The 15,539-nt window shown below is 58.8% G+C and carries 14 protein-coding genes; 3 read left to right on the top strand and 11 right to left on the bottom strand.

Annotation, left to right across the window (positions count from 1 at the left end; genetic code table 11):
• Nucleotides 1-518: 518 nt before the first annotated feature.
• Nucleotides 519-1,478 carry a transporter gene (locus HNR55_RS09400; protein WP_373318113.1) on the top strand — a complete coding sequence of 320 codons (960 nt, stop codon included), beginning with the start codon at nt 519-521 and terminating at the stop codon, nt 1,476-1,478.
• 80 nt (nt 1,479-1,558) lie between these two features.
• Here the strand turns inward: HNR55_RS09400 and HNR55_RS09395 are convergent, their stop codons facing one another.
• From HNR55_RS09395 to HNR55_RS09380, 4 genes are all read right to left on the bottom strand, one after another.
• Entirely contained in the window at nt 1,559-4,300 is a 2,742-nt protein-coding gene (locus tag HNR55_RS09395) for a M16 family metallopeptidase (protein WP_166114509.1), read from the bottom strand.
• A 42-nt stretch (nt 4,301-4,342) separates the two neighbouring features.
• On the bottom strand, nt 4,343-5,002 hold the full coding sequence (locus HNR55_RS09390; RefSeq protein WP_166114512.1) for a 2OG-Fe(II) oxygenase family protein: 660 nt from the start codon (nt 5,000-5,002) through the stop codon (nt 4,343-4,345).
• 78 nt (nt 5,003-5,080) lie between these two features.
• Nucleotides 5,081-7,339, bottom strand: coding sequence for an excinuclease ABC subunit UvrB (gene uvrB, locus HNR55_RS09385; protein WP_184382660.1), 2,259 nt, complete (start codon nt 7,337-7,339; stop codon nt 5,081-5,083).
• Between the two features lie 165 nt (nt 7,340-7,504).
• Entirely contained in the window at nt 7,505-8,488 is a 984-nt protein-coding gene (locus HNR55_RS09380; protein ID WP_166114515.1) for an aldo/keto reductase, read from the bottom strand.
• A gap of 116 nt (nt 8,489-8,604) precedes the next feature.
• On the opposite strand from HNR55_RS09380, the gene HNR55_RS09375 reads away from it, so the two are divergent.
• Nucleotides 8,605-9,093 carry an NUDIX hydrolase gene (locus tag HNR55_RS09375; protein ID WP_373318112.1) on the top strand — a complete coding sequence of 163 codons (489 nt, stop codon included), beginning with the start codon at nt 8,605-8,607 and terminating at the stop codon, nt 9,091-9,093.
• A 114-nt stretch (nt 9,094-9,207) separates the two neighbouring features.
• On the opposite strand, the gene HNR55_RS09370 is transcribed toward HNR55_RS09375, so the two are convergent.
• The 7 genes from HNR55_RS09370 to HNR55_RS09340 all read right to left on the bottom strand — a co-directional run bounded on the left by HNR55_RS09370 (nt 9,208) and on the right by HNR55_RS09340 (nt 13,789).
• Complete coding sequence (locus HNR55_RS09370) at nt 9,208-9,714, bottom strand: disulfide bond formation protein B (RefSeq protein WP_184382658.1); 507 nt, start codon at nt 9,712-9,714, stop codon at nt 9,208-9,210.
• Nucleotides 9,711-11,054, bottom strand: coding sequence for an alpha,alpha-trehalose-phosphate synthase (UDP-forming) (locus HNR55_RS09365; protein ID WP_166114518.1), 1,344 nt, complete (start codon nt 11,052-11,054; stop codon nt 9,711-9,713). Before HNR55_RS09365 ends, HNR55_RS09370 begins: the two co-directional genes overlap by 4 nt.
• A 3-nt stretch (nt 11,055-11,057) precedes the next feature.
• Nucleotides 11,058-11,801 carry a trehalose-phosphatase gene (otsB, locus tag HNR55_RS09360; RefSeq protein WP_166114521.1) on the bottom strand — a complete coding sequence of 248 codons (744 nt, stop codon included), beginning with the start codon at nt 11,799-11,801 and terminating at the stop codon, nt 11,058-11,060.
• Between the two features lie 92 nt (nt 11,802-11,893).
• The gene (locus HNR55_RS09355; protein ID WP_242005533.1) at nt 11,894-12,553 is read right to left on the bottom strand and encodes a DUF2155 domain-containing protein; all 660 of its coding nucleotides are present in this window, start codon (nt 12,551-12,553) and stop codon (nt 11,894-11,896) included.
• The gene (locus HNR55_RS09350) at nt 12,550-12,783 is read right to left on the bottom strand and encodes a hypothetical protein (protein WP_373318110.1); all 234 of its coding nucleotides are present in this window, start codon (nt 12,781-12,783) and stop codon (nt 12,550-12,552) included. The genes HNR55_RS09355 and HNR55_RS09350 overlap by 4 nt, the downstream gene beginning before the upstream one ends.
• 32 nt (nt 12,784-12,815) lie before the next feature.
• Nucleotides 12,816-13,352: an outer membrane lipid asymmetry maintenance protein MlaD gene (mlaD, locus tag HNR55_RS09345; RefSeq protein ID WP_166114524.1), complete on the bottom strand. Its 537-nt coding sequence runs from the start codon at nt 13,350-13,352 to the stop codon at nt 12,816-12,818.
• A gap of 56 nt (nt 13,353-13,408) precedes the next feature.
• Entirely contained in the window at nt 13,409-13,789 is a 381-nt protein-coding gene (locus tag HNR55_RS09340) for an NADH:ubiquinone oxidoreductase subunit NDUFA12 (protein WP_166114527.1), read from the bottom strand.
• Nucleotides 13,790-13,967: 178 nt separating this feature from the next.
• Here HNR55_RS09340 and HNR55_RS09335 point away from each other — a divergent pair, with 178 nt between their 5' ends.
• Nucleotides 13,968-15,515, top strand: a complete 1,548-nt coding sequence (locus tag HNR55_RS09335; RefSeq protein WP_166114781.1) for a TSCPD domain-containing protein — start codon at nt 13,968-13,970, stop codon at nt 15,513-15,515.
• Nucleotides 15,516-15,539: the final 24 nt, after the last annotated feature.

Raw genomic sequence — 15,539 nt, 5'->3', positions numbered from 1 at the left:
AACATGTGCAGCATAATCCGCTGCCAGATTGACCACATCCAGTACAGCACAGAAAATGTTTTGATTCCAAAATGTATTGAAAGTCAAAATTACCACAAAATAAGGAAAACACCTCCAAAATTGCGGATACACCAAGACTACAGCGCAAACAACAAAACCAGACACCCTGCCGATACACTCAATTTGACCCCGTAAGTATCTTTACACCCGCGACAATTCAGGGCAACCGACACAGTTCCATTACAAAACAGTGTTCCTATAAGGTTGGCTGAATGACTGCGCCCCCCTCCCCGTTTTCCACCATCGTGCCCACTGGCGCAGTCAAAGCCGCACACAAGCGCCCATGCGGGCACAAAGCCGGACCAGCACTGGCAGACTTGCCGGGCAGGGACAGGGCAACATACGCCCCCATGAGCGTATCCCTGATACAGCATGCAAAGCGGCTTTTTGCCCGCACCTGTCTGTACGGCTCCATGCACTGGCGTTTACCTGCAACCCTTGGCGTGCCAGTTCTTGCCATGGCCGCCACGCCGACCTGGGCGGCGGATGCAAACAGCACCACAGCCACACAGGGCCAGAGCATGCAGGCGGAAAAACCCCAGTGGTACACTGGTTCCCTTGTCTCCCCGTCGGGAGCCATGACCCAAAAGGGCATGATCGCGTGGGAACCTTACATGACCTACAGCCAGCCGGTGGGGCAGTTTAACAGCAATGGTGTCAGCCAACCGCTGCATCCAAGGCAAAAGACGGTCAGTAACTTCACCCTGTATAAATACGCGATCACGGATGCCATCAGTATCCAGTTGACACCCGTGATCGAGTACCGCTGGAAAAAGGGGAACAATACCAGCAGCGGTTTAAAGTTTGGTGACCTGCCCGTGGACCTGATGTGGCGTTATGTGGATGCAGACCCCAAACGCTACATACCCGCCCTGAGCGTTTTTGCGGGCATGGCGATGCCTACGGGGGATTATAACAGGCTGGGCCGCGCGCAGGATGGTGTGGGCGCTGGGACCTATACCTTTCGGCTGGCGTTAACAGAACAATCCACCTACACCCTGCCCGGCCAGCATGAGCTACGGTTGCGGGTATGGAGCACCTTCCGGCGTGCGGTCACAACCGCACACCTGCATGACGTAACCAGCTATGGCACATCAGCAGGTTTTAAAGGCAGGGCACAGCCGGGCATGTATGGCGAGAGTGGTTTTTCGCTCGAGTTCGGCATTAACCAGAAATGGGTTCTGGCCCTTGATCTTGCACGGGACTGGTCCAACGGCTCCCATTTACGGGGCACAACCGCCACGGGCAAAAAGGTTGACACCGTAGCCTCGCCCTCCGGTGACTGGCTGATTGCTCCTGCCATTGAGTATAGCTGGTCCCCCCGCTTTGGGATTATTGCGGGTGTATCCACTTATTTTGCTGGCCACAACACGGGTTTTAACGTCTCGCCCCAGATTGCGTTTAACAGTGTCTTCTAATACTTAATGCAATACAAAACAGAACGGCGGAAAGAAAACTTTCCGCCGCCTGCATAAAATACCTTTATATTCTACGTCCTTTACAAAGACGGAGCAGGCCCCTTGACAATGGATGCCAGATCATCCGGGCGGATCCACTGGCGGAATGCGGCCTGCACATCTGCACCGGTTGCATTGTAATAGGCCAGTGCCCCGCGGTCCGCGTTATCCAGCGGCAGACCCAGATCGGTCAGATGCAGGTACTGGGCTGCAATCCGGTCCAGACTGGCGCGGGCCAGAGGAATACTCCGCAGAAGTGACGCCTTGGCCAGAGCCAGTTCATCATCCGAAGGAGGGGCCGACTGCATGGCCTTGATGTCCCGCACCGCAGCGGCCTGTGCCTTGCCGACCTTATCGGGGTCTGCGCCGTAATTGACTGTGTACAGGCCACGCGTGCGCCCCCACTCAAACGCGCTCCCCACTGTGTAAACATACCCGGTTTTAACCCGCAGGTCGCGGTACAGGCGGGAGGAGAACAGACCACCCCCCAGCACCTCATTCCCCAACTGGAGCATGAAGTGGTCGGGCTGGGCCGCAGTCAGGCCCAGTGTTTCGGCCAGAACCACTTCATCCTGCACACTGCTCTTATCAGGCACCTGTGCGTGGGACGCCTTGCTTAGGGGCACTGCGGGCAGGTCAATATCGGGTGCGGGGCCATCGGCTTTCCAGCCCCCAAACGCCTGCTCCAGCACAGCCTGTGCTTTTTCCGGGGTTACGTCCCCGGTCACAACAATGGTTGTTCTGTCTGGCCGCCAGACTTTTTTATAATAGGTCTGCACGTCATCACGCGTCACGCTCATGATGGATTGCGGTGTGGCCTCGCGCAAAGTGGGGTCTTTGGGCGGCAGCACAGCCATTTTTATGGCCCGGCTGAACAGATGGTCTGGCGAGAGCAGTTCCCCTGCCTGTGCCTGTGCCGTCTGCTGGCGCACAACCTGAAAATCCTTGTCCGCAAAAGCCGGGTGCAGTTCGTTATCGGCCAGCAGGGCAACGCCTTTTGCAAAATCGGGTGTCAGAACCTGAAGGGAGAAGCTGCTCCCCGCACTTTCCCATGCAGGAATATCGTCCAGCGCTTTCTGGAAGGCCAGCCGGTCATACTGCGTGGTCCCGTAGGAGAACAGGGCTTCGGTGACATCATTCACCCCATCCTGCCCTGCGGGCTGCTGGAGGGAGGGTGTCTGCCGGACCTGCCCGCTTAACTGAATGGTATGGCTGACATGGGCAGGCCAGACAATCAGCCTGATCCCGTTGGACAGGGTGCTCACATAAGGCTGGGGTGTGGGTTCGGGCCTGTCCAGCGTAAGCAGGGCTTTTTCTGCCCAGTCCGGCAGTTTGACCGGTTTATCGGGGGAAGACGCAAAGGACTCAGCCCCGCCAAACCCTTTGCCCGACACAGGATTACCCGAACTTTCCGGCGTGAGTACGGCAGAAACCGCATGGGCCGGGTTAAGCAGGGTGGCAGCCAGTTTGTTCACCGCCTCTGGCGTTACAGCCTGATACGCAGCGACCAGATCCCCCGGTGCGTCCAGCCCCTGAAAAGCCAGCGCCGTGGACCAGGTAGAAGCCAGACCGCTGACCGAATTGGCAGCAAACTGCATTTGGGCAATCTCGCGCCGTTTGGCCGCTTCCACCAGATCAGCCGGAACGCCATTCTTGCGAATAGCTTCCAGCACACCCCTTATATCCGCCATGGCCTTTGCCGCATCCCCCCCTTTGGGGAACGCCGCCAGAGCCAGCCCAAACCCTGCTTCCTTTTTGGGAGCGTATTCAAACCCGGCAAACAGCGCCTTGCCCTGTGGCACAAGGTCGTACAATGCCCCACGCTGGCTGGCCAGCACATCGGACAGAATATCCGCCGTGGCGTAATCCGCAGCGGAAGAACCGGGCATGGGAAAGGCAAGTGTTGCAAACCCTACGGGGTAGTCCGTTGCCAGCCCAAGCGTTTTGGCTGGTGGCGGCACCGGGGCAACCTTGTGCCGTGCAGGCAATGTTTTACGTGGAACATCGTCAAAAGCGTCTTCCACCTGTTGCAGGGCGGTAACCGGGTTTACATCCCCTACAATCACCAGAATGGCGTTGTTGGGCGCGTACCATTTTTCGTAAAATGCACGCAGGTCAGCCGCTTTTGTCTTATCAAACGACGGGCGCGTGCCCAGCGCATCATGCTCGTACGGTGTGCCTGCGAACAAAATGGCCTGCAACTGCTCAAGATAACGGTAGGCGGGGCTGGACAGATCGCGTGAGACTTCCTGCTCAATGGCACCCCGCTCCTTGCTCCAGTCTGCCTCGGACAGGGTCAGCCCGTTCATGCGCAGGGCTTCAATCCTGAGCAGCACCGGCAGATCACGCGCCTGAGCGGTGTAAAAATACTGGGTAACATCCTCGGTCGTGTCCGCATTATAGCTACCGCCAAGGCGTGTGCCCACGGCAGCGAGCTGGTCCTTGTCCAGCCCCTTGCTGCCACGGAACATCATATGTTCCAGCGCATGCGCCGTGCCGGGAAAACCCTTTGGCACCTCAGCTGACCCAACCAGATAGTTGATTTCCGTCGTAACCACCGGTGCGAGCTTGTTGGGCACGATCACAACCCGCAAGCCATTGGGCAGGGTCGCCCGCACGACCTGAGCACTACTGAGCGATGGCGGCACCAGTTCCGATGGCATGGAAGGTGGTGCCGCCTGTGCAAACGCACCAACGGGCGAGAGCGCACTGCCACACAGAGCCAGCCCGGCAACCAAAGCGACACCACGCGCACGGGAGATGGTCATTTTACGGAAAATCATGAAAAATCCTGTGTCCTGTGGAAAACGGCAAAGGAAAAATGCCTAGTACCCCATGGCAGGCAAGTGCAGCTTTTTGGCAAAGGCCGACAGCTTGTGCCGCCGCAGTTCGGAACGGGCCTTGGCGTCCTCGGTCATGTAATTGAGCTGAATGGTATAACGTTCCCCCACAAACTGCTTGTGCCCGTGCCATGTGGTCGGCCCGTTGGGGAAGATGAGCAGTGTGCCATCCACAGGCTGCACTTCCTTTGCGTAGTCCTCAATATCATGCGGGCCACGCAGCAGGCGCAGGCAGCCTTCCTGCTTTTCCCAATGGGGGCCTGCGGGATTCAGGTAGAGCAGAATGGTCACACGCTTGGCCAGAGAGTCCGTATGGATGCGGCCATCCTTCTCCCGCGTGCGGCCACGAATGGTCAGCATGGAAGGGGCTGTATCCAGATCAAGGTTCAGCTTTTGGGCAATGATCTGCCGCATCTCCGGGCCTTCCATCTCCCGCACCAGTGCCTGCATCAGCGGGCTAAGCCCGAGCGATTGCGGAGGAAAAGACCCGCCCGAATGAATGGCAGGCAGACTGGCGAACAGTCTGGGCAAGTCATCCTGACGAATAAAGTGCGGCACCATAATATGCGTAAACGGCTCTGCGCAGACAGGCGCCTGCGTTAATGCCGCATAATCGGGCCGGATGGTGGATTCTGACGTGGTCATACCCTGTTGTCCGCAAAAGTGAACCTGTTAACCGCCGAAACGGTAGAAGGGTTGCGCGGTATAAACAAGAGCCAGCCATTACGAGCGCCGTTTACTGCGGCCCTTTCCGGGTTTTGGCTCATACCCCCCGCCACCCGGCCCCAAGGGACGCGGGACCGGCTCTTTACCTGCCCCCCTACGCCCCATCCCGGCTTTGGTCGCCGGAGAGGCAGGAGGCACGTCCAGCCCGAGTTGCAGGGCTTCCAGCCTTTTGATTTCATCACGCAGGCGGCCTGCCGTTTCAAACTCCAGTTCGGCTGCGGCATCACGCATCCGCTTTTCCAGCCCGGCAATGGTAGCACTCAGGTCCTGCCCCACAAACTCGGTCACTCCGGTTTCTTTATCAGGGGCGATGGTCACGTAATCCTGCTCGAACACGGAGCCTACAATATCACCAATATGCTTGCGCACACTCTGGGGCGTAATGCCGTGCTCTGTGTTCCAGGCCATCTGCTTTTCCCTGCGGCGCGCAGTTTCCTCCACGGCATACGTCAGGGAGTCGGTCATTTTATCGGCATACAGCAGCACGCGCCCATCCACATTACGCGCAGCGCGGCCTATGGTCTGGATGAGCGATGTACGCGAGCGCAAAAAGCCTTCCTTATCCGCATCCAGAATGGCCACGAGCGCACATTCGGGAATATCCAGCCCTTCGCGCAGCAGGTTAATGCCGATCAGCACATCAAACGCGCCCATACGCAGGTCACGGATAATTTCAATCCGCTCCAGCGTATCCACATCGGAATGGAGGTAACGGACCCGAATACCGGCTTCGTTCATGTAGTCGGTCAGGTCTTCGGCCATGCGTTTGGTCAGGGTGGTTACCAGCACGCGGCTGCCCTTGGCTATGGTCTCGCGGCATTCGGCCAGCAGGTCGTCCACCTGATGTTCCACAGGACGGATAACCGTTACAGGGTCGATCAGGCCCGTGGGGCGAATAACCTGCTCTGCAAACACACCGCCCGTACGCTCCATTTCCCACGGGCCGGGGGTGGCGCTGACAAAAATGGTCTGGGGGCGGAACTTGTCCCACTCCGCAAAATTAAGCGGCCGGTTATCCAGACAGGACGGAAGCCGAAACCCGAACTCCGACAGAATGGATTTACGGGCAAAGTCCCCCCGCTCCATGCCGCCGATCTGGGGCACGGTCACGTGGCTTTCATCCACAATCAGCAACGCATCTTCTGGCAGGTATTCAAACAGGGTTGGCGGGGGATCACCCGGTTTGCGCCCGGAGAGGTAGCGTGAGTAATTCTCAATCCCCTTGCACACACCTGTTGTTTCCAGCATTTCCAGATCAAACGTGGTGCGCTGGTCCAGCCTTTCGGCCTCCAGCAGTTTGCCTGCATGGGTAAACTCATCCAGCCGGGTGCGCAGCTCGTGCTTTATGCCTTTTATGGCCTGATTAAGCGTGGGCCGGGGCGTAACGTAATGACTGTTGGCGTAAATGGTGATTTCCTGCAAATCAGCCGTTTTATCACCTGTCAGCGGGTCAAACTCTATAATGCCGTCCACCTCATCGCCAAAAAGGGAGACGCGCCAGGCCCTGTCTTCGTTCTGGACAGGGAAAATATCCACACTTTCCCCCCGCACACGGAACGCCCCGCGTGCAAAGGCTGCATCGTTCCGGCGGTATTGCAGTTCCACCAGACTTTTAATCAGCTTGTCGCGGTCAATTTCGCCCCCCAGTTCCAGCTTGACCACCATGCGGGAGTAAGTCTCGACCGAGCCAATACCGTAAATGCACGAGACAGAGGCAACAATAATCACATCATTACGTTCAAGCAGCGCCTGTGTGGCAGCATGCCGCATGCGGTCGATCTGCTCGTTAATCTGGCTGTCTTTTTCAATATACGTATCAGAACGCGGCACGTAAGCCTCGGGCTGATAGTAGTCGTAATAGCTGACAAAATACTCCACGGCATTATTGGGGAAGAACTGCTTCATCTCCCCATAAAGCTGCGCGGCCAGTGTTTTATTGGGTGCAAGAATAAGGGTGGGCTTCTGGGTGGCCTCGATCACCTTGGCCATACTGAAGGTTTTGCCCGAACCGGTAACCCCGAGCAGAACCTGATCGCGCTCCTGCCCTTCCACCCCCGCGACCAGTTCCTTGATCGCCTGCGGCTGGTCCCCTGCCGGTTCATATTCGGAGACAACCTCCATCCGGCGCAAACGCGGGCGGGCGGGCTGCTGCTCCGGCACAAACGTAACAGGCGGCAGGCTTGCTGCCCGCTCGCTCAGAGAAGCCCGTTTTTTGCCCCGCGCGAGCGGCGTGGCGGAAGAAGATGAAGCACCCATGCCCACAAGATGGGCAACTCTGCTCCCCTATGCAAGAGAGCAGCGGTAACGACCCCGCACAATTCCACAATACTCCATGCAGGAAAGGGGAAGATGCCCCCTCCCCTGCATTTGCACCAGAGCAGCACCTGTGCCCCCACCTTAGGCAAGGACACAGGTCTGGTTTTATGCGCGGGCTGGTGGCGCCATAAATTCCGGCCCCACAGGGTCGGTAATGGCTTTGTCCAGAATGGCATCAATGGCGGCCATATCGTCCTTGCTGAGTGTCCAGCCAAAAGCATCCTGCACGCCGGTAATCTGCTCGGGTTTTCTGGCACCCCACAGGGCAATGGTTGGGCCCCGGTCCAGCACCCAGCGAATAGCCAGAGCGAGCAGACTTTTGCCGTGCTGCTCGGCAATGGTTTTAAGCCCTTCCACCGCGTTCAGATACTGGGCAAAGCGGGGCTGCTGGAACTTGGGGTCCACCTTGCGCAGATCATCCCCTGTAAACACGTGGTCTGCTGTCATTTTACCAGACAAAAGTCCCCGGCAGAGCGGACCATAGGCCAGAACAACCAGATTATTGCTTACGGCATAAGGAAGAACGTCTTTTTCAATCTCCCTTTCAAACAGATTATAGGGGGGCTGAATGGCCGCAACCGGTGCGAACTTCCGAAATTCATCCATCTGTTCGGGGGAGAAATTACTTAACCCGAGGGCGCGAACCTTGCCGCTCTGTACACTTTTTTCCAGTGCGCGCGCGGTTTCCTCAAACGGGGTTTTGGGGTCTGGCCAATGCACCTGATAAAGGTCGATATGGTCCGTGCGTAACCGCTTGAGCGATGCGTCCAGTTCCGCTTCAATCCGTGCTTTTCTGCTATCGCGGAACACGTGGCCATCCTGCCAGTCCAAACCTACCTTGGTTGCCAGCACCACCCGGTCACGCCGCCCTTCCAGCGCCTTGCCCAGAATTTCCTCCGAATGGCCAAACCCGTAGACCGGTGCCGTATCAATCAGGTTTATGCCAACATCGAGTGCCTTATCTATTGTTTTTGCGGCATTGGCATCATCAGGGCCGCCCCACATGAAGCCACCCATGGCCCATGTGCCCAAGGCAATACGCGAGGCCGGTTTGGGAATACCTTCAATTTTTATAAATTCCGCCGTCACGTTTACTCTCCTTGACTATGTTCTGCACCAACAGGCCAGTTACGGCACCATTGCCACACCTTACCCATTAAACACCCTATCGGAATAGAGATGCAGTGTTTTACAGCAAAGATGGGTTGACCTGCATGCACACCCTCATAGACTACAGGGCCATGAATGCTGCCTCCCTTCCTGCTTTTCCCCGTGCTGGTGTGCTGGCCATTGTGCGCCGTGGCTGCGATTTTCTGCTTGTCCGGCGTGCCAATGCCCCCGATGCGGGCTTATGGGGCTTTCCCGGTGGCAAGGTGGAGGGGGGAGAAACCTTTTTCCACGCTGCGGAACGGGAACTTCTGGAAGAAACGTCCTTACAGGCCCACGCAACATCTTTGGTGGATGTGTTTGATAGCATGCATTACGCGCCCGATGGCGCACTTGTCTTTCACTATCTTATTCTTGCCGTGCTCTGCACCGAGCCACAACCAGCGTTGACCACCCCCATTGCAGGGGATGATGCGCGGGAAGTGCGGTGGTTCAGTTATGAGGAAATCGCCCAGCTTGGCCCAAAAGCCAGCGCGCGCCTGCACACACTTGCGCAAACCATCATGCAGGCACAGACACCTTCCTGAAAAACCAGTATCCAGAACAACGCGCGCTGCATACACCAGAACCAGACATCTGCTTTTGAACACAGGGCTTTTCAACACCGCATGGAATATGCGGAAAATATTCGAAAAAAAACCTTAAATCCAGTTGCTTTTTTTAATCCGCCCCATGCCCACACACAACCCGGCGAGCACAAGCAGTGCAAACACAGCCCCCATGACCGCCATGGAAACAGGCAGGCCGGGGATCAGATATGTAGGGGCATCGCACGGTTTGGATGGCACCAGTGGCATGGAAGCCCAGCGCTCAGCCAGTGTATGCCCCACAACATGAGCTGCATGGCAGGCGGGGAATGGACTTGGCCACCACTTCCACTCAACTCCCGCATGGCAGATTGCAAGACCTTCCGCCACAAGCAGGACTGGCACACATAACCACAAGGTACCACGCCCCATGCGGGTTGGCAGCAACGGGGCCACAACCCCCAGCACAATCAGCACCCGCCAGGGCCAGCGTTCCCACAGACATAGCTCACACGGCATGATTCCAAGCCTGTGCTGCGTCCACCAGGCAACGCCAAGTGCGGCAAAACCAGCCAGAATCACAAAAAACGCAACCGTGCTCAGCCGCATGTTTTTTTTCATGTCGTTCTTACCTCTGACATCGCCGCAATAAACGACCGCGCCCAGCCTGCCGCCGTCACCCGCCATACTTCCGCCCGCAGACGCTCCCAGCGCACCCGCCGCTCGGAACCGGATAGACTTAACGCCTTGTGCAGGGCAGCCGCAATTTCATCCGAATCATGCGGGTTGACCAGCAGGGCATCCTCCATATCCGCCGCGGCCCCGGCAAAACGGGACAAAATGAGCGTGCCGGGATTTTCCGGGACTTGGGCAGCCACATATTCCTTGGCTACAAGGTTCATCCCGTCGCGCAGGGGGGTGACAAGTGCGGCACTGGAAAGCTGGAAAAAAGCCGCCAGCAGTTCCCGCGGGAGCGGGTGGGTCAGGTAGCGCACGGGGGTCCAGTCGAACGCGCCATAGGTGCCGTTAATATGCCCCACAATCTGGTCCAGTTCGGCTCGCAGGCTCTGGTATTCAGGCACGCTCCCGCGTGAAACCGGTGTGATCTGCAGATACGTGACTTTGCCCCTGTATTCAGGATAGCGCTTGAGGAACGTATCATACCCGCGCAGCCGCTCCAGCAGGCCTTTGGAGTAATCCATGCGGTCCACGCCAATAATCAGCGGCAGGCCGCGCAGGTCCTGACGCAGGCGCTGCACCTGTGGCAGATTCTGTCCTTCGCACGCACAGGCGAAAAAACTGTCCGGATCAATACCTATGGGAAAAACGCGGGCTCTGGCGGGAATCCCCAGAACCGCGAAAGCCTCATTCATATTCCGTGCATCATCCTCGGTCTGCACGCCAATCACATCATAAGCCCGTAAGTCGCGCATCAGGGCCGGGGCTTCCGGCAGGGCACGCATCAGGCTCCACGGCGGGAAAGGAATATGCAGAAAAAAACCGATCCGCGCTTTGACTTTTAAATCACGCAGGGCCTTGCCGAGCGGGAACAGGTGGTAATCATGCACCCAGACCATATCGTCGGGTTTAAGCATGGGGGCCAGTCTGGTGGCGAACAGGGTGTTCACGCTGGCATAAACCTGCTGGTCATGCCGGTTATAGTTCATAAACCCGGCCCGGTAATGGCACAAAGGCCACAGGACAGCGTTGGAATATCCCTGATAAAACCCGTTATATTCCTTATGGGTCAACCCTATGGTGGCATAGGTTACGTGACCCACCGTATCCACACCGAGTGCCCTGTCCGCACCATCTCCGCCTATCTGCTGGCCGGACCACCCAAACCACAGGCAGGGATGGTCCTGAACAGCAGCCCTGAGTGCCACAGCCAGACCACCTGCTGGCTGTTTGCGGTCACGTACTGCTGGTACCCTGTTGGAAACAATGACCAGCCTCTGCATGCCTCACCCCCGTCCCGCGACAAGGGACGCCAGCCAGGCCCTGAGCACCGCCGGTGTTGGAAAATCCGCAGGAATACGGAAGAAGGTCCCGCCCATACGGTGAACTGCGGCCATACCGTCCTCATCCGTTACGTCGTCCCCCACAAAAACAGGTTTACGCCCGGCAAAGGGTGCAGTTTCCATCAGCAGCGAGACAGCATAGCCTTTATCCACCCCGGTCGGGCGGATTTCCCATGCCATTTTTGCGGGTTGAAGCGTAAAGGCTCCATCAGATTCCCTGACCCAGCGCTCGGCTGTCTGGCGCAATACTTCGGCTTTTTCGGGCGCTGCGCGGTAATGCAGCACAAAGCCACCCTGCTTATGCTCCAGCCGTGTGCCCGGCAGGGTCGCCAGCAGGTCAGAGGCCTGCACAAGCCAGCGCTGCGGCATGCTTGGCAGTACAGCGCGTTCAACAGGACCACCGGGGCGGTGGCGGATGGTCACACCATGCTCACCCGCAACCGCAAACGGAACATCGCCCAGAAACTGGTCGATCTGATCAATCGGGCGGCCAGAAATAACTGCCAGCGCATCCCCACAGGCCGCACGCAGGCGGCTTAAGGTTTCCAGCAGATCGGGGGGGACCACCACGGCTTCGGGCGTTGGGGCTATGTCCACCAGTGTGCCATCAAAATCCAGCAAAAAAGCGGTCTGGCTCAATGGGGGAATTTTAAAACGGCTATCCTGCGCAAAGGAGGAACCAAACACAACGCACCTCTTTATTGTCTGTTCGCAGCGCTGGGCAAAACCCGCATGCCGTGTGTTGCGCTACGCAATGAAAATGGTTTTTGTCCGCCGCCTTAATATGCTCCATCACTATCCGGCTGGAACGGATTGGCGTTATTCGGCGTGGCCGGACGCGGAGCGACAGGGGGTGCTACAGGAGGTGCTACGAGACCCGGCGGAACTGGCTGGGCAGGCAGGGTCTGCGTATTCTGGCCCGTGCCTGCGCCGCCATCAACCGGAGCCGCCTCTGGCAAAGGTGAAGGGACGACGGGCTTGGGCAGGGCGGGAAGGAACGGCGCCATGTCATCCCCTGCACATTTGACCATCCGCACATCATACACCGAACTTTCCAGCACCCCGATCCCCGGTTCGGCCGCCAGCATCCAGCCTTTAAAAGAGGCCCCTCCGGGATGTGTGTCCTGTATTTCCAGCCATGCGGCGGCATCGGGCGCCCGGGTTGGCGGGCGCTGAAGGCAGCGGCGGGCCAGAATATCCAGATTTTTGTAATGTATCGCCTCGCTCCCAACCGGCACGGACAGGACCTCTACATGGGCGTCCAGCCGATCCAGAACGCGCACAACGGCTGTACCCTTACCCTGCCATGTACCAGCCGGGTAAACGGCTGGGGGAGCAAGTGGCGTACCTGTGGCACAGGCCACACCGCCATAACCAGCCAGCCCAGACAGACCTGCTGCCAGCATATGGGCACACCGCCCCCGGAGGAGCAACATCATGCTCCCACCACCTTGGGAGAGGAAAGAGAGGTAACAAGCTCTGCCAGACGTTCACGCATAACCCGCTCACTGACCCCCATGAGCACCGCATCCTCAAACGCGTCGGCCAGAACCTGCTGTACTTCCTGCCAGTTTTCTTCCAGCATGCGCAGTTTTTCCTGGCACGTAACGGGTTGCCCGTCTTCTTGCGGCCATATGCGCAGCGCCGTCATTGTGTCCGCCTCAATCATGTTCGTCTTGCTAAACCGTTTTTATGTCTGTTTCAGGGCAGATTTGCGCCATTGCCCTCATTCTGCCCGGCTACGGCACTCTTGTTGGCGCGGGTCAGCGTATCCGTCACAGAGAAAATGAATTTGCTCAGGAGCTGTTCCAGACTGATCGAACCCTGTGTCTGGCTGATGGTGCCACCTGCGGGCAGGGTTTTGTCATCCCCACCGGGGGAAAGGGCAATATATTTGCCACCAAGCAGGCTGTCGCTGGTAATGATCGCCGCCGTATCAGCCGAGAGATGAATATCCGGGCGGACAGTAAAAACCACATGCGCCCTGAAGGTCTGCGGGTTTACGCTCTCGCTCTGCACGGTGCCAATCGTTACCCCGGCCAGCCGCACATCCGAACCAACACTCAACCCGTCCACATGCGAGAAGTCGGCCCCAAGCTGGTAGCCCACCGTATCTGTCTTGCGGCCTTCGCCGACCACCGCTGCGGCCAGCATCCCTGCCAGAGCCACCAGCACGGCTGCGCCAGTCAGAAGCTCCGCCAGACTGCGCCGTGATCTTTCCGCCATTGCCGATGCCATGAACTACGTACACTCCCTGATAAGACAAACCACTCTAGCAGGGAATGTGCCGTAAATCACGCCTTGGGAACACCCTCGGGTGTCCACGCCTCATAATCACCGGTTGCGGGCGGGTGCTGGCCCGTTGCGTACAGGCTGCCCTGCGGGTGATAGGCCTGTGCGGTACCCGTCATGTTGGCCTGATGGGGCAGTTGCCAGGGCTTGCGCTCCGCCTCGGCAATCGGGGCGTCAAGCGTATGGTGCAGCCAGCCCCACCATTCCGGCGGCACGGCGGAGGCATCCTCCCCTTTCAGGTAGATGACCCAGCGCTCAGGGCGCTCCGTGCCCCCACCCTTGCGGGCCGGGCCGGTGGATTCGTAATAACAGCGGCCATCGGCATCCTTGCCAAACAGCCGACCCTTCCGGCGCGTATGCAGCCATGTTCCGAAATTTGCCATGGAAGTGATGATAGGACTCCGCGCCCCCCGCGGTCCATGTTTTATCGCAAAGTCTCCGATCAACCGCGCGCGAGCGGGAAGAGACAAAAGTTATCCCCCATATCCTCACTTTGCAGGGTGATAACGGCGTGCCAGACGTGTTTTGTCGGGTTACGCGGCGTGTATGCGCAGCAGTAACATGCCACTCATGACAACAGCCAGACGCCATTGGAACGGTGTGCTGATGAGCACACTGGACGCCGCAGCAGACCCGGACGCACCGCTCCGCTCCGTAACGCTGCCCGCAGAGTGGGATGTGGATGCCGCGTCCGCACTCGCCCAGCTTATGCCGGGCGACGGCCCGCTTGACCTGCCTACTCTTGCGTCACGCTGGATTACGGCCCTTGCGCTGGACGAGGCCTCTGCCCGCTCGCTGGTATGGCTGCTGCTAACGCGCCAGGCCGCCCCGGTGGAAGCCGTGTGGCACTGCGCGTTCGACCGCCCTGCGGGCTTTGTGGTCAATCTGGCGGCCTTTGTCTCCCCCGGGGAAGGGTTTGCCGCACGCACCTTTGTTGCCGCACTCAAGCTGATCTGCGCGGTACTGCGCCAGACGGCACGCAACATGGCCGACCAGCGCAATGGCGACCTGCTGCTGCCCGACCTGTTTGTGCCTACCCCCTCCGCTGGCACAGATGCCCCCCCCATGCAGGCCGCAACAGCGGGGGACATCCTGCTGACCAACATGGATGCCTGCCTTGCCGGTGTTGGTCTGGATTATGACAGCGAAGATGGCCGCGCCGCCGCCTGTGCCATTACCGCACTGGCCACGCTGACCGCCCATGCGGGCCGTGGCCCGGAGTCCCTGCCCCTGCCGCCCGTACGCACCGTGCTGCCCGGACTGGGCGAGACCCTGCGCGCGGTCTGGAACGAAGCTGCGGTGGAAACCGATGCCCCTCTGGCCCCGATCGAAACAGGGTTTTCCACCCCCAACCCCATAGATGGGCTGCTTGGGGTGGAAGCGTGCGGTCTGGCCCCTGTTTTTTCCATGCTCCGGCCTGATGGACGGCTGGCCAACAGCACCCGGCAACGGCTGGATGCACGTGGCTTTACAGTGGAAACCGCGCTGGCCGCAGCCCTTGCGGGCGAGACTGTGCTGCCCCAGCCCGGCCCCAAGGCGCATCTGGCCATGTACCGCGCGCTTACCGGCTTTGCGGACCGCATGCCCGCCCGCCCCGAAACCCTGCCCACCCCTGTCAAACTCCGGCTCGAACGGGGCATGCGGCGGATTCTGCCCGCACGGCATGGCGGTTTTACACAAAAAACCACCATTGGCGGGCACCGCCTGTTCATGCGCACAGGGGAGTATGAAGACGGCACACTGGGTGAGTTGTCCCTGACCCCCACGCGGGAAAGTGGTATGGTGCGCGGGCTGATGGAAAGCTTTGGGGATGCCGTAAGCATTGGCCTGCAATACGGCGCGCCGCTGGAAGCCTATGTGGAAAACTTTGCCTATTCCTGCTTTGGTCCGGCTGGCACGGTAGAGGGCGACCCGGTTGCCTCCTACGCCACTTCCATGCTGGACTATGCCTTCAGAGCCCTGTCCGACACCTATCTGGACAGACGCCTGCCCGACGGCCCCCATCAGGACAGCACGTCCGAACCGGACCCGCTGCTCCCGCTGGACCTGCCGGATGGAGATGATACGCAACCCACACGCCCACGGCGCAACCTGCGTCTGGTCTGCTAGGTCCCGGTTTTTTTACAAGGAACG

Origin of the sequence: Acetobacter lovaniensis (assembly GCF_014207635.1) — a bacterium.
Classification (GTDB): Bacteria; Pseudomonadota; Alphaproteobacteria; order Acetobacterales; family Acetobacteraceae; genus Acetobacter; species Acetobacter lovaniensis.
Note: the sequence above shows the minus strand (reverse complement) of the source record. Positions and strands in the feature narration are given on the sequence as shown.